The sequence below is a fragment of the Nonomuraea turkmeniaca genome (genome assembly GCF_005889735.1).
Lineage (GTDB): Bacteria > Actinomycetota > Actinomycetes > Streptosporangiales > Streptosporangiaceae > Nonomuraea > Nonomuraea turkmeniaca.
On record NZ_VCKY01000035.1, the window covers coordinates 1 to 13,980 of the forward strand.

The following is a 13,980-nucleotide window of genomic DNA, read 5'->3' on the forward strand; positions in this document are numbered from 1 at the left end:
GTACGGCCCCGGCCAGTACGGATACCCCGCACCCCCGCACGACCAGGCGCCCTTCGGGGATCAGACCCGCGCCGTCCGCTACGGCCAGTTCACGCCCCCACCGAACGACCACTCCTCCTGACGGCGAGCGACGGCGCCCCGGCGGTCGCGCCAGCCCTCTCTCATGGCATGCGACGCCCCTCACCCGGCTCGCCTGGCTGGACACCTTGCCGGGACCAGAGACGCCGACCGTCGCCATGCGTCACACCGGCCGGACGTTCATCACCGGCGGCGGGGTCGCCACCTCCTGCCGCCGCTGCCGCTCGTCGGCTGCTGCCGCGGGCCCGACCCCGCCCGGGCCCGACCCCGCGCGGGCGCTTGAGCGGCTCGATCCTGCCCATGATCACGAGATGGCTGAACGCCCCCGCCAGGGCGATAGCCCCCGATCACCAGCAGCGGCACGACGAACGACCCGGTCGCGTCGACCAGCGCGCCCACCACGATCGGCGTCAGCTGGAACCCCTCGCCTGACCAGTCGGGGATGACTGGTTCGAGGCGCGGCGACGCGCCGCCGCCTGGGCCGTAAGCTGGTCAGATGACTACCCGCGAGCCGCGCGCATCGCAGTCCGAGATCGTGGTCGAGGGCATCAAGCGCATGATCATCGACGGCGCGCTGTCGGCGGGATCCCGCCTTCCCGTGGAGAAGGACCTGGCCGCCCAGCTGGGCGTGTCCCGCAGCTCGCTCCGCGAAGGGGTCCGCGCGCTGGTCATCGCGGGCGTCCTGGAGACCCGGCAGGGCGACGGCACCTACGTGACCACGCTCGACCCGTCCATCCTGCTGAGCCCCATCGGCTTCCTCGTCGACCTGCACCGGCCGGAGAACGTCGCCGACCTGCAGGCCATCCGGCGGGTGCTGGAGACGGAGGCCGTGGGGCGCGCCGCGCTGCGCATCACCGAGGCCGAGCTGGAGCGCGCCGAGCAGGTCCTGGCGTCCATGGAGCTGCTGCTGCAGGCCGAGCCGATCGACCACGAGGCCGTCATGAACGCCGACATCACGTTCCACCGCCTCATCGCCGCGGCGTCACGCAACGCGACGCTGGAAGCACTGATCGAGGCGCTGGCAAGCCGTACGGTGCGGGGCCGCCTGTGGCGGGCCATCAACGCCGAAGGGGCCGAGCTCGACACCCACAAGGAGCATCGGGCGATCCTCCAGGCGCTCAGAGGGCGGGACCCCGACGCGGCCCGGCTGCGGATGGGTGTGCACCTGCTCGCGGTGGAGCAGTACCTGTCGGCCAATCAGGACTCGGTGGCCCTGGCCCAGTAGCCGCCGCCGGGGAAGGAATACTCCGCCAGCGTGGCGGCGTGCCTCTCGGCGCTGTAGCCGGGGCGGGCGGGCAACACGTACGCGCCGTTCCTGACGACGCACGGGTCGGCGAAGTGCTCGTGCAGGTGGTCGACGTACTCCGTCACCCGGCCGTCGAGCGAGCCCGACACGGCGACGTAGTCGAAGATCGACAGGTGCTGGACCAGCTCGCAGAGGCCCACGCCGCCCGCGTGCGGGCACACCGGCACGTCGAACGGTGGCCACGCCGACGGGCGCGACGGCCTTGCGGATCGCGGCGTGGCCCAGGATGTCCTCGGGGATGGTGGGCTCCTCCTGCGGAGCTCACACCAAATATCACACCCTGTGACATCGGATGAATCACGGCGAGAATACATCTGACGACTGCCGCAGAGAAGCTACCTATACACGGACGGATGCCCGAGGCATGGCTCATTTCATCTGATGTTTGCAGGGACTCCTTGTGTATGCTTCTGCGCGGCATTACCAGACCGATGGGAGCCCGAACGGTGCTAACCGCCAACTACCTGGGAGATCGGACGATCGGCATCCGCGAGGCGGATCCGTCGCCGCCGAAGGCCGGCCAGGTGCAGATCGAGGTCGCCTACACCGGCATCTGCGGCACTGACCTGCACATCCTCCACGGACACATGGACGCCAGGGTGAGACCACCCGCCGTCGTCGGCCACGAGATGAGCGGTGTCATCGCCACCCTGGGCGACGGGGTGCGCGGGTGGGCCGCCGGCGACCATGTCACCGTCATGCCGCTGGACTGGGACGGCACCTGTCCCGCGTGCCGCGCGGGCAACGAGCACATCTGCCAGAACCTCACCTTCGTCGGCATCGACTCCCCCGGAGCCCTCCAGGGCCGGTGGAACGTCGACGCCGATCTCCTGGTCGCCCTGCCCAAGTCCCTCCGCCTGGACCACGCGGCGCTGGTCGAGCCCGTGGCGGTCGCGGTCCACGACGTACGGCGCGCCGAGCTCGCACCGGGCGATCGCGCGGTGGTCGTCGGCGGCGGCCCCATTGGCGTGCTCATCGCCCTGGTCGCCCGGCACAAGGGCGCCGAGGTGGTGGTCGTGGAGATCGACCCGCTGCGCCGGGAGGCCGTCGCGGCCATGGGCTTCCACGTGCTCGACCCCGCGGCCACCGACCAGACCAGGTGGGTCGAGGAATGGACGCAAGGCGCCGGCGCGGACGTGGCGTTCGAGGTGTCCGGCGCCGCGGCGGCGGTCCTGGGCGTGACGGACCTGGTGAAAGTGCGGGGCACCGTCGTCGTGGTGGCCATCCATCCGCAGCCGCGGCCGGTCGACCTGCAGCGCGTCTTCTGGCGCGAGCTGCGGCTGCTGGGCGCGCGGGTCTACCAGCGCACCGACTTCGAACGCGCCGTCGAGCTCCTGGGCTCCGGTGTGATCCCGGCCGATGAGCTGATCACGAAGATCGTGCCGATCACCGAGACGGCGGACGCGTTCGCCGCCCTGGAGTCGGGGCGGGCCATGAAGATCCTTGTGGACGTCTCAGGAGGTGCGGCATGAGCCTGGACCTGTTCGACCTGACCGGCAGCACGGCCATCGTGACGGGCGCGCGCCGCGGCATCGGCCTGGCCATCGCCGAGTCGCTGGCCCAGGCGGGCGCCGACATCATCGGCGTCAGCGCCGCCATGGAGCCGTCGGGGAGCGAGGTGGCGCGCCGCGTGGAAGCGGCGGGGCGGACGTTCACGCCGCTCCAGGCCGACTTCTCCGACCGGGCGGCCGTCACCGCGCTGGCCGCGCACCTCGAAGGGCTCGGCGCCGACATCCTGGTGAACAACGCGGGCACCATCGAGCGCGAGCCCGCCGCCCAGCACCCGATCGAGTTGTGGGACCGGGTCATCGAGACCAACCTCAGCAGCCAGTTCGTGCTCAGCCAGGCCGTCGGCCGGTCGATGATCGAGCGCGGCCGCGGCAAGATCATCTTTGTCGCCTCGCTGCTGAGCTTCCAGGGCGGCATCAACGTGCCCGGCTACACCTCGTCCAAGTCGGCGATCGCGGGGCTGACGCGGGCGCTGGCCAACGAGTGGATCGCGAAGGGCGTGAACGTCAACGCCATCGCCCCCGGCTACATCGCCACCGACAACACGCAGGCGCTCCGGGACGACCCCGAACGCAGCAGGTCCCTTCTCGAACGTATCCCGGCCGGACGGTGGGGCGTGGCGAGCGACCTCGGCGGCGCCGCCGTGTTCCTGTCCAGCCGCGCCTCCGACTACGTCTCCGGCATCGTGCTGCCGGTGGACGGCGGCTGGCTCGCCCGCTGACCACCTCGCGACCACCGGCGACCGGCTCGCCCGCTGATCCCCCAGCGCACCGACGGCGGCCGGCACCGCCGCCTGTACCGGCCCGCCTGACCCGGGAGCCCTGACAGAGGCCAGGGCTCCCGGACCGGATCAGCGGGTCCGGCGATCGGTGAGCATGTCGTCGTCCGGGATGGCCGCCGCCTCCGAGCGCCGCTGGGCCGGCGACGCCTCCGCCCACCGCAGCAGGGTGGCCGTCGCCGCCGCGCGATCCGCCTCGGACAGGAGCGAGATGTTGGCGCCGTGGTTGGCGCCGGGCGCGACGTAGAGGGAGGAGTCGCGCCGGCTCGGGGTGAACCGCTCGGCGCTCCACGGGTCGTTCTCCCCGTAGATGAACATCATCCGCTCCGACCGCGTGCGCACCCAGTGGTCCACGTCCAGCATCGGCCGCGGGTCGTGCCGGGAACGGAGCTCGGCGGGGAGCACCGCGTTGGGCTGGTAGAGGCCGGGGTAGCGGGTCAGGCCGCGCAGGTGCCGGAACGCGAGATCGGGCCAGCCGAGCTGAGTGGCCGCCTGGTAGTAGTACGGCGTGTAGTACTCCAAGCCCTGGTCGGTGTAGAACCCGAAGAAGGTGACGGAGTCGATCCAGGCGTACAGTTCCGCGTCCGTCGCGGTCGCGGGCGGCACGGCGGAGCAGTCCGCCGCCGAGGAGTACTGCCAGAACGCCCATGCCGTGTCGAGGATCGTCAGCTCGAACGACCGGTCCGCGCTGCCGAGTGTCCTGGTGAAGGTGTAACCATTGCGCTCGGCGTCCGCCTCCAGGAGCGCCACCATCCGGTCGCGCCGCTTGAGCGCTTCACGCTGCACGTTCTCCAGCGCGGTCCGGCACGAGGCGGAGCCGACGCCGGCGAAGAACCTGTCGTACTCGTGATCGAGGGGATTCACCCGGTCGTTCGGGGCGACGTAGGCCACGACGCCGTCCACGTCATCGGGGTAGAAGCGCCGGTGGTAGACAGACGTCATACCGCCCTTGCTCGCGCCCGTCTGGATCCACTTCTCCGGGTAGACCGTCTTGAGCGCCTGGACGATCCGGTGCTCGTCCGTCGCCTCCTGCCAGATGGTCAGGTCGTCCCAGTCGGCCGGCGCCGGACGCGAGGAGCGGAAGAAGCGGTGTTCGACGGAGACCTGATTGCCGTCGAGCAGCCGGGTCGGCTCGGTGCGCGAGGCCGAAGGATTCACGGGCAGGCCGTACCCGCCGGTGTAGAGGACGACGGGCGCCTCGGTCGACCGGTGCAGCAGGGTGAGGCGCTGCTGGAAGGTCCCCATGCCGGGATTGCGATGATCGACCGGCTGTGCGTAGGACAGGACGAAGAACCGGTAGCCGGCGGGCTGCGTCTCCGACACCACGGTGAGGCCGGGGATGGCGGTGAGCCGGTCCAGGAGATCGTCCTGTGCTCTGACCGCGTGGGCGGGGAGAGCCTGGAGTGCCGTCACCACTGCCATGAGGGCCGCTAACGCGGCCAGAAACGGGGATCGCACGGTTTGCGTCTCCTTGAGGGGGCTGTGTCGCCCGACGCTATACCGATCTCGCCCGGTCGAACAGGTGACCTGAGTCAGAGAGGCAGCGGGATGCGGTCGAAGAACCAGTACAGGCTGACCGCCACGATCGGGACCGACATCACGACCACCGCCCAGCGGGCCGCTGACGTCCTGCGCAGGAGTGCCAGCAGCGGGAAGAGCACGGCGATGATGACGAGCTGGGTCGCCTCGATGCCGGCGTTGAAGCTCAGGAGCGACCAGAGCAGCTCCCACGACCCGCTCTCGTCGATGTCCAGCGCGCCTGCGAAGCCAAGCCCGTGCACCAGCCCGAAGGTGAAGACGACCGGCAGCCGCCACGCGCCGAGCCGGTCCGCCTCGCGCCCCAGGAGGTTGGCGACCGCCACGGCGATGATCGACAGCGCGATGACCGGCTCGACGATCTCTCCGGGAACCTCCACGACCCCCATCGCCGCCAGCAGGAACGTGATGCTGTGGGCGGCCGTGAAGGCCGACGCCGTGATGACGACCTCGCGCAGGCCGCGCGCGCCGATGAGCAGGGCGAGCAGGAAGAGGACGTGGTCGAGGCCGAACACCAGGTGCTCGGCGCCGAGCAGGAAGAACTCCCCGATCTGCTGCCATCTGTCATGCTCGCCGATCCGCAGCGTCGGGTTCTCGGCGATGAGGACCGCGGAGCCCTTCTCGCCGTCGAGGTCGTACCGGACGATCGTCTCGGTGCTGTGGACGAAGGTCTCGGCGTCGGGGAACAGCGCGCTCGAGACCGCGTGCGCTCCCCCGCCGCCGCCCTCGCAGGCGTAGGCGAACGTCAGCACCGCGAAGGCCGCCTTGCCGCGCATGCGCACGTCCGCGTCACCTGCCATCGCCGGCGTGCAGGCCTTGTCGTCGTACGCCACGGCGAAGCGCTTCGTGACGTACTCGATCACGGCGTCACGGTTGATGGTGAGCTGGCGGAGCTGCTCGGTCCGCTCCTTCTCCTCGTAGGCCTCCGCGTAGAGCCACGCCGATTTCATGAGCAGGTCGTACTCGAGGTGGAGCACGACCTTGACGTTCGTGCCCGTGCCGGTCACCTCGGCGTGGGCTTTCGTGGTCGCGTCATGCGCCGCCGCCGGAGCGGAAGGCAGCAGGCCGGCCACGACGCCACAGAGCAGGAGCACAGCAGTCGACCAGCGCCAGCGGGACATATCTCGTTTCTCCAGATTCCAGGACAGCCGCCGCCCCGGGGTCCGGGGCGGCGGCGACAGGTCAGCGGCGACGGGTCAGCGGTCGAACCAGCGGTACATGGGCGAGTCGGGTCCCCACGTGCCGGGGCGGCCGTGCTCGTCCTTCGTGACGAAGACGCTCGGCTCGGAGGCGGTCACGCCGCCGCCGGCGGAGCGTGCCGTGACGAACCAGGCGTAGGCCGTGTCGTCCTTGAGGCGGTCCCAGGTCACCGAGGCGACCTGACCCGACGCGACCGTGCTCTTGCCGATGATCCGGGTGGGCTCGTAGAGCGCCAGGGAGTCGGTCTGGAACGTCGTCGTGCGGGAGGTGAGGTCGACCGGCAACACCATGTTGTCCTCGAGGCCGTTGTAGCGGCGCCTCGGGTCGAACTCGCCGGCGCCGAAGTCGTTGAGCAGCGGGGAGTAGGTGTCCACGCTCAGCTCCGCCCGCTTGACGTCGAACTGCAGCAGCCGGAAGAAGCTCGCGCCGAACTGCAGCTGGTCGGTCGGGTTGTAGCCGCCGATCTCGGTGAGCCCGAGGCGGTCGGCCGACACCGTGTAGAACTGGTAGTCCGCCAGGAGCTCGACGACGCCGTTGCCGACCTGGCCGACCTTCGGCTTCACGTTGGTGCCCACGCCGTGCTCGTGGCCGGCGAGGATGAGGAAGACGTTCGGGTTCTTCTCGACCACCGTCTTGTACAACATGGAGCCGTCGGGAGCCGCGAAGCCGGCGCCGCGCCCGTCGGGGCTGGTGCTCGGCACGATGTAGTCGTGCGAGAGCAGGATGCCGTTGCGGCCCGGGAACTTCTTGAAGACGGAGTCGGCCCATTCGGCCTCCTCCCTCGTCACCCCGTACGACAGGCCGACCACGACGAAGTCCAGCCCGCCGGCGGAGAACAGGTCGTAGTGGTTCTGGTTGTCGCCTTCCTTCCACGGCCCGCCGTACTCGGCGTGCTGCCAGCCCCGCGAGGCGTCCTGGTACCGGTTGGGGCCGTAGTACTTGTTGTAGATCGCTTCCGGCCCGTTCTCGGTGCCCGACTGGTTGTCGTGGTTGCCGGCGATCACACCGTTCGGGATGGCCGCCTCGTCCAGCACGCGCTGCTGCCTGGAGGACACCTCGAACTCGCCGGTGGCCTGCCGCTGCTGGGCTTCGTCGGCCGGCTTGCGGATGTTGTTCTCGATGATGTCGCCGGTGTGCGCGACGTAGGAGATCTTGCGCTGGTCCTTGTTCGCCTTGATCCAGTTGACGATGCCGGCGTAGGCGGACTCCCACACCGCGCGTTCCTCGGCCGTCTCCTGCTCCACCGCGCCCTCGGAGAGGTACTGGGTGTCGGTGAAGTGCACGATCGAGAAGTCGTACGTGGCGGGGTCGGCGAAGCCGTTCGGGTCGCCGGGCTCGATGTCGTCGGCGAACGGGTCCTCGCCCGTCACCATGACGTGAACCTGCTGCCTGTCGATGTAGTCCGCGTCGACGACTGCGCTGAGCACCGTCTTGCCCTCGGCTGCGCCCCGGGCGCTCGTCAGCAGGTCCCATGCCTCGGTCTTCGTGTTCCACACCCGCAACGACGCCAGGCGCTCGGGGTCGATGGCGCCTTCCCAGCGCAGGACCGGGGAGTCCACGTGGCCCTTCACCTGGATGTCGTACCTCTGGTAGGTGATGTCCTGGCCGGCGGGCGCGTCGAGCGTCTTGCCGTCGGCCGGATCGAGCCCGTCTGCCTTGACGTGCTGCTCGCCGGGGACCCGCAGGGTCGTGGGGACGGACTGGGCCGTGCCCTGGAACACCTGGTTCGGGGTGAGGATCCTGGCCTCGGAGAACGTCGCCGTCACCTGGCCCCCGTCGGGTTCGGCCACCTTCGCCGAGAGCGTGACGGGATCCGACACGTCGACGGCGCCCAAGGCCGGGGACAAGTCGGCGGGGACGTCCGGGATGCCCGCGGACTCGAACACGATCTCGCGGGTCGCGGTGTTCCCGAGCCCGTCGGCGCCGGTCACGGAGAGCGTGTGCTTGCCGGCCCGCAGGCCGGGGCCCATCTTGGCGCCCAGCGCGATCGGCTGGCCGTCGAGCTTGACGTCCGGCCCCGACACGACACCGTTGGCGTCCTCCAGCTTGACGTCCAGCACGACCGAGGCGGTGATCTTCTCGTCCGCGGCCGGCACGCTCTGGGCGACCTTCGGCGCCGTGTTGTCGGTGATCAGGAGGCGGGTGGCGGTCTCGCCCGTGGTGGACACCGCGGCGATGGTGTGCTTGCCGTCCTCCAGTTTGGTGGTGTCGAGGTCCGCGCGCAGGCCGCGGGCCGGCGCGGTCACGAGGAACTCGAGGTCGATCTCCCTCAGCGGGTTGACGTTGTCGCCGCAGTTGCCGTCGCCCATGCCGTACGAGGTCTTGAGCATCTGGCCGGCTGCCGTGCCCTGCGCCGGGGTGAGGACGATGTTCGAGATCGTGAAGTCGTCGCGGTTGTTGCCGCAGGATGTCGGAAAGGTGCCGGTCACGAAGTCGATCGTGTTCCAGCCGGGCACGAGGTACTCGTTCGGGATCGTGAAGTCGACCCGCCGGCTCAGGAAGTCGCCGTCGAGCACGATCTTCTGGCCGTTGACGAGCACGAAGTTCTGATAGCGCGCCTCGATCGCGTTGGCGCCCACGTTGAAGCTGAGGGTGGCGTTGCCCGAGCCGAGCGTTTCGACGATGTGCACCGCCGGGGCGTCGATCGTGTAGCGCAGCTCGGCTTCGCGCAGGGCGGTCTGGCTGCTGCCGCAGGCGCCGTCGCCCATCTCGTACGACGGTTTGATGTCCTGGCCGGCCACGGTGGCGCCGTCGAGGGTGAGCGCGAGGTTCGAGATCGTGAAGTCGTCGCGGTTGTCGCCGCAGGACTCCCGGTAGTCCCCGGTGACGACCTTGATCGTGTTCTCGCCCGGCGCCAGGAATCGTGCCGGGACCGCGACGGTCACGCGCCGGCTCGCCCAGGAGCCGCCCAGGTCGATGCGCTTGCCGTTGACGAGCAGGAAGTTGTCGAACCTGTCGTCGATCGAGTCCGCGCCCACGTCGAAGGCGAGCATCGCGGCGCCGTTCCCCAGAGTGGCCTTCGTGGCGGGTTCCTTGCCGTCGACGGTGAGGGACTTGACGCCGCCCGCACCGGCGGCCGGAACGGTCGCGAAGACCGGCTTGGTGCCGGCCACGAGCGTGCCGTCCGTGGGCAGCAGCCGCGGCGCCCCGGCGGGAGCGTTGTTCACGGTCACGGTGTTCTTGACCGTCACCCCGGCCGCGGTCGTGGCGGTGATGGCGTGCTCGCCGTTGGCCAGCGTCGTGGTGTCCACGTCCGCGGCCAGACCCGTGGTGCCCCGCGGGTCGCCCAGGACGAAGAACTTGAGCGTGGCGCGCTTCAGCAGCGAGGCGTTCGTGCCGCAATCGCCGTCGCCGAAGGCGAGGGCGTAGGGGTTGTCCTCGCCGTCCGCGACCTCGCCGAGCAGTTCGAGGCCCACGTCGAACAGCATGAAGTCGTCGTAGTTGAGGCCGCACGAGGACTGGATGGCGCCGGCGACGATCTCGACGGTGTTCTCGCCCTTGACGAGGTGCTCGTTCGGGATCTCGATGGTCGCCCGCTCGTTGACGTGGTCGCCGATGTCGCTCCGGTACGCGCCGTTGACGAGCACGTAGTTGTGGTACAGCCCCGAGGCCGAGTTCGAACCGACGTCGAAGCTGAGCTTGGAGACGCCCACCGTCCGGGTGGCGTTGAGCGCGGTGCCGTCGATGTCCAGTTTGGCGACGCTGTCACCGGCCCTGGTCGGCACCGCCGCGACCTTCACCGTGCCCTCGAGGTGGGAACCGCCGGCGGGAGTGAGCGCCGGAGGGCTCTGCGAGCCGGTCGGCGTGGGACTGGGCCGTCCCCGTTCCTGCTCCCCCGGGTCGGCGTACGCGGCGGTCACGAGGCTGCTCGCCAGCAGTACCGCGACCACGGCGGCCATGCCGAGGCGTCCTCGCCTCCGTAAGGCACCCAGTAACTTTCGTGCTGCCATGGGCTGCATCGGGTGCGGTCCCTTCTATTTACATGCCAAGCGGCTGGTTCCTCGGGCTGCTTGCCCTCGGGCGGACACATTGGATCGCTCGAGTGAACGCTGTGCATGGAGAGGCTGAAGGGGAAGAAAACGATCAGCTCATTCTGGTCATCCGTCACAGGACGGGAACAACCGGACACAGCTCGACGCACACCAGATATCTATTGGTTTCCGGTCAACCCAGGACGAGGCTCAAGGAGTGTCAGGAGGTGGTCCCATGAACGAGAGGAGTGCGGGTGGACGCGGAATTCGTGGAGTTCGTGCGGCACCGGGGTGACCACCACCTGAAAACGGCGGTCCTGCTCACTGGCGATTGGCACACGGCTGAAGATCTGGTGCAGTCCAGCCTGGGCAAGCTGTATCGGGCGTGGCACCGGCTCGACACCAGCAGCAACCCCGACGCCTACCTGCGCCGAATCATGGTCAACACGTACCGATCGTGGTGGCGTGCACGATGGCGCCGCGAGATCCCGCGCGCCGAGCTGCCCGATCTGCCCGGTCCCGGTGACGCGGGAGACGCGCGGGCGGTGGCAGAGGACGTACGGAACGCGCTTGCGCAGGTGCCGGCCAGACAGCGGACGGCCTTGGTGCTGCGCTTTTTCGTTGATCTGCCGGAGGCGGAGGTCGCCGGCCTGATGGGCTGCTCGGTGGGGACGGTCAAGACCCACACGTACCGCGGCCTGCAGGCGATGCGGCGGCTGATCTCCCCCGGCACGCTGGTCAACCGAATCGAGGAGGAAGGGAGTGGGATCCGGTGAGACGCCAACACGAGGAGCCGTCCATGAACGAGCATGAAATCCGCACCCTGCTCACCAAGGCGACCGAGGACCGGCCGGCCGGCATCGACCTCATGCCGGCGCTGCCGAGACGCCGGCCGCCCAAGATCCTGGTCCCGATCGCCACGCTGGCCGCCGCCGCGGTGGCCGCGGTGGCCGCGGTGGCGATCGTCCTGCCCGCGACCCCGTCCACGGCGCAGGCCCAGGTGCTCGCCGCTGTCGAGAACACCAGCCAGGAGAGCTACCGCATCCACACCACGTCCGGCGCCAAGACGTTCGACGGCGCCTTCGACCCCGTCCAGCGGGTAGGTGTCATCAGGAGGATGGACGGGGTGGAGACCCGGTTCATCGGCGACCTGATGTACGGCAAGGAGAGCGGCGAGGCGAAGTGGACGGTCGCACCGCGCCCCGACGCCGAGCTCGCGAACGCGCCGCTGGTCGTCTCCGTGGTCAAGCTCGCTCCGCTGGACCCGCCGGCGACCCTGCAGCGGCTTCGTACGGCAACTGATGTCCGCGAGAGCGGCACCGCCTCGGGGCAGGGCTGGACCGGCCGCCGGTTCACGTTCTCGCTGGAGGACACCGGCGGCGGCAACCTCAAGGAAAGCCCCAATGGAAAGATCACCGGCACCGTGGACGTGGATGACCAGGACCGGATCCGGCGCATGGAGTTCGTCTTCGGCGGCACCGGCCACCGGAACGTCCTGGACTTCAGCGACTTCGGCGCTCCGGTCTCGGTGACCGCCCCACCCGCCGACCAGGTGCAGGAGGCGCCCGCCGAGAAACTCGGCAAGCCGGCCAAGACCAACTGAACAGCACCCCTCCACCGTGGCGGGGCCGTGCCCGGGGGTTCCGGCCCCCGGGCCCGGCGGTGCTCATGATCACTTGGTTTCTCGCACGCAGGCCTGCAGGACCTCCTGGTGCTGATCACCGTCAGGGAGCTTGACGCCCTCGCCGGGTCGTGGATCGGCGACGTCGACCCCGCGTCCAGCGCGCCCGCGTAGGCGCTGAGGTCGTCGCCCCATGCCGCACCGTCCGCCGGCCGTACTTCCACGAGCACTTTTCCCATCAAAGAGGTCCTCCGGCAGGGATGGGTCAGGCCGAAACAAGGCATGGAGCAGCTGGGATACGTTCGACGATACGTGAGATTCCCCAGGCCTCAAGGGCTTGCGGCCTGGCGCCACCGCGCCTCCGGCCGCCCCCCGTCAGTCATCGGAGGAAACGTCCCGCCATCAGCATGCCTTCGCCCAGAAGCCAGCAGTCCTGACGAAAAATCATCCGATGTCTAGTCTTGACCGGATCAGCATGACACCTTAACGTTCGGCCGTATGGATCTCTCCTCGCAACGACAGGCCGTGGACGGCCAGGTCGAGGTGGCGTTCAAGGTCAACGGAACCGCCGAGCGTCTCCGCGTTGACCCCCGGACCACGCTGCTCGATGCCCTGCGGGAGCGCCTGCAGTTGACCGGCACGAAGAAGGGCTGCGACCGCGGGCAGTGCGGGGCGTGCACCGTGCACGTGGACGGCAGGCGGGTGTTGTCCTGTCTGACCCTCGTGGCCATGGTGGAGGGCCGGGAGGTCACCACGATCGAGGGCCTGGCCGAGGACGATCAACTGCACCCGGTGCAGCGGGCGTTCATCGAGTGCGACGGGTTCCAGTGCGGATTCTGCACGCCGGGGCAGATCATGTCGGCCGTGGCCGTGCTGCGCGAGGGGCACGCGACCACCGACGCGCAGATCCGTGAGGCCATGTCAGGCAATATCTGCAGATGCGGCGCTTATCCGGCCATCGTCGAGGCCGTGAAGCAGGCGAGATCCTGATGCGCGCGTTCGACTTCGCCGCTCCTCGCGACATCGCCGACGCCCTCGGCCTGGCCGGGGACACTTCGGCGTACGTCGCCGGCGGCACCACGCTCGTCGACCTGATGAAGCTCGACGTGCTCGCCCCCGAGCAGCTCATCGACATCAACCGCCTCCCGCTGCACGGGATCCGGCTCGGACCTGACGGCCTGCGCATCGGCGCGCTGGAGCGGATGGAGGACATCGCCCGCCACGACGCCGTCGCCGCCTGCTACCCGCTCATCTCGCAGGCGTTGCTTTCCAGCGCTTCACCGCAGCTGCGCAACATGGCCAGCATCGGCGGCAACCTCCTGCAGCGGACGCGCTGCGGCTACTTCCGCGACGTGGCCACACCGTGCAACAAGCGCGCGCCAGGCAGCGGCTGCCCGGCGCAGAGCGGCGACAACAGAGGCCACGCCATCCTGGGCACGAGCGCCTCCTGCGCCGCCACGCATGCCAGCGACGTCGCCGTTGCCCTGGTCGCGCTGGACGCCTCCGTACGGCTGCGCGGTGCCGCCGGGAACGCCAACGCCCGAGCCGACGGCGAGCGGACAGTGCCGCTGGCGGACTTCTACCTGCGGCCCGGCGACACCCCGCACGTGGAGAACGTGCTGCGGCCCGGCGAGCTCATCACGGAAGTGATCGTGCCGCCGCTGGAATGGGCCAGGCGCTCCGTCTACGTCAAGGTCCGCGACCGCCAGTCGTACGAGTTCGCGCTCGCCTCGGCCGCCGTCGCGGTCGATCTCCGCGGCGGCGCCGTCCACGACGCCCGGGTCGCGGTCGGCGGCGTCGGCACCGTGCCCTGGCGGCTGCCCGCCGTCGAGGCGGCGCTGCGCGCCGGTCAGAGCCATGAGGCAGCGGCGGCGCTCGCCGCGGAGGGAGCCCGCCCGCTGGCCGGAAACGCGTTCAAGGGGACACTCGTGCAGCGCGTGATCCTGCGTGCTCTGACGGAACTGGCAGGCCCGCGATGAGG

At 69.8% G+C, this 13,980-nt stretch carries 12 protein-coding genes; 8 read left to right on the forward strand and 4 right to left on the reverse strand.

All coding sequences use genetic code 11. The annotated features are described in order from the left end of the window. Positions 1-378 precede the first annotated feature (378 nt). Positions 379-510, forward strand: coding sequence for a hypothetical protein (locus ETD86_RS59080; protein WP_281286903.1), 132 nt, complete (start codon positions 379-381; stop codon positions 508-510). A 64-nt stretch (positions 511-574) separates the two neighbouring features. After that, positions 575-1,303 carry a FadR/GntR family transcriptional regulator gene (locus tag ETD86_RS13090; RefSeq protein ID WP_138666410.1) on the forward strand — a complete coding sequence of 243 codons (729 nt, stop codon included), beginning with the start codon at positions 575-577 and terminating at the stop codon, positions 1,301-1,303. Here the strand turns inward: ETD86_RS13090 and ETD86_RS13095 are convergent. Further along, positions 1,276-1,551, reverse strand: a complete 276-nt coding sequence (locus ETD86_RS13095) for an enolase C-terminal domain-like protein (RefSeq protein WP_211370012.1) — start codon at positions 1,549-1,551, stop codon at positions 1,276-1,278. The genes ETD86_RS13090 and ETD86_RS13095 overlap by 28 nt on opposite strands. 279 nt (positions 1,552-1,830) lie before the next feature. Here ETD86_RS13095 and ETD86_RS13100 point away from each other — a divergent pair, with 279 nt between their 5' ends. Together ETD86_RS13100 and ETD86_RS13105 are read left to right on the forward strand one after the other, a co-directional pair. Further along, positions 1,831-2,856: a zinc-dependent alcohol dehydrogenase gene (locus tag ETD86_RS13100; protein WP_138666411.1), complete on the forward strand. Its 1,026-nt coding sequence runs from the start codon at positions 1,831-1,833 to the stop codon at positions 2,854-2,856. Then, positions 2,853-3,614 (forward strand): SDR family NAD(P)-dependent oxidoreductase, encoded by a 762-nt coding sequence (locus ETD86_RS13105; RefSeq protein ID WP_211370013.1) that lies wholly within the window; start codon positions 2,853-2,855, stop codon positions 3,612-3,614. The genes ETD86_RS13100 and ETD86_RS13105 overlap by 4 nt, the downstream gene beginning before the upstream one ends. 129 nt (positions 3,615-3,743) lie before the next feature. Here the strand turns inward: ETD86_RS13105 and ETD86_RS13110 are convergent, their stop codons facing one another. From ETD86_RS13110 to ETD86_RS13120, 3 genes are all read right to left on the reverse strand, one after another. Next, positions 3,744-5,129 (reverse strand): S28 family serine protease, encoded by a 1,386-nt coding sequence (locus tag ETD86_RS13110; protein WP_246147881.1) that lies wholly within the window; start codon positions 5,127-5,129, stop codon positions 3,744-3,746. Positions 5,130-5,203: 74 nt separating this feature from the next. Further along, positions 5,204-6,328, reverse strand: coding sequence for a HupE/UreJ family protein (locus ETD86_RS13115; protein WP_138666412.1), 1,125 nt, complete (start codon positions 6,326-6,328; stop codon positions 5,204-5,206). Between the two features lie 75 nt (positions 6,329-6,403). Then, positions 6,404-10,306 carry a metallophosphoesterase gene (locus ETD86_RS13120; RefSeq protein ID WP_170223060.1) on the reverse strand — a complete coding sequence of 1,301 codons (3,903 nt, stop codon included), beginning with the start codon at positions 10,304-10,306 and terminating at the stop codon, positions 6,404-6,406. A 326-nt stretch (positions 10,307-10,632) separates the two neighbouring features. Between ETD86_RS13120 and ETD86_RS13125 the strand changes: the two genes are divergently transcribed. The 4 genes from ETD86_RS13125 (at position 10,633) to ETD86_RS13140 (ending at position 13,978) form a co-directional block, all read left to right on the forward strand. Further along, on the forward strand, positions 10,633-11,154 hold the full coding sequence (locus ETD86_RS13125; protein WP_211370014.1) for a SigE family RNA polymerase sigma factor: 522 nt from the start codon (positions 10,633-10,635) through the stop codon (positions 11,152-11,154). 23 nt (positions 11,155-11,177) lie between these two features. After that, complete coding sequence (locus tag ETD86_RS13130; protein WP_138666415.1) at positions 11,178-11,981, forward strand: hypothetical protein; 804 nt, start codon at positions 11,178-11,180, stop codon at positions 11,979-11,981. A gap of 516 nt (positions 11,982-12,497) precedes the next feature. Continuing rightward, the gene (locus tag ETD86_RS13135) at positions 12,498-12,989 is read left to right on the forward strand and encodes a (2Fe-2S)-binding protein (protein WP_138666416.1); all 492 of its coding nucleotides are present in this window, start codon (positions 12,498-12,500) and stop codon (positions 12,987-12,989) included. Beyond that, a complete protein-coding gene (locus tag ETD86_RS13140; RefSeq protein ID WP_138666417.1) occupies positions 12,989-13,978 on the forward strand; it encodes an FAD binding domain-containing protein in 990 nt (329 codons plus the stop codon). The genes ETD86_RS13135 and ETD86_RS13140 overlap by 1 nt, the downstream gene beginning before the upstream one ends. Positions 13,979-13,980 lie beyond the last annotated feature (2 nt).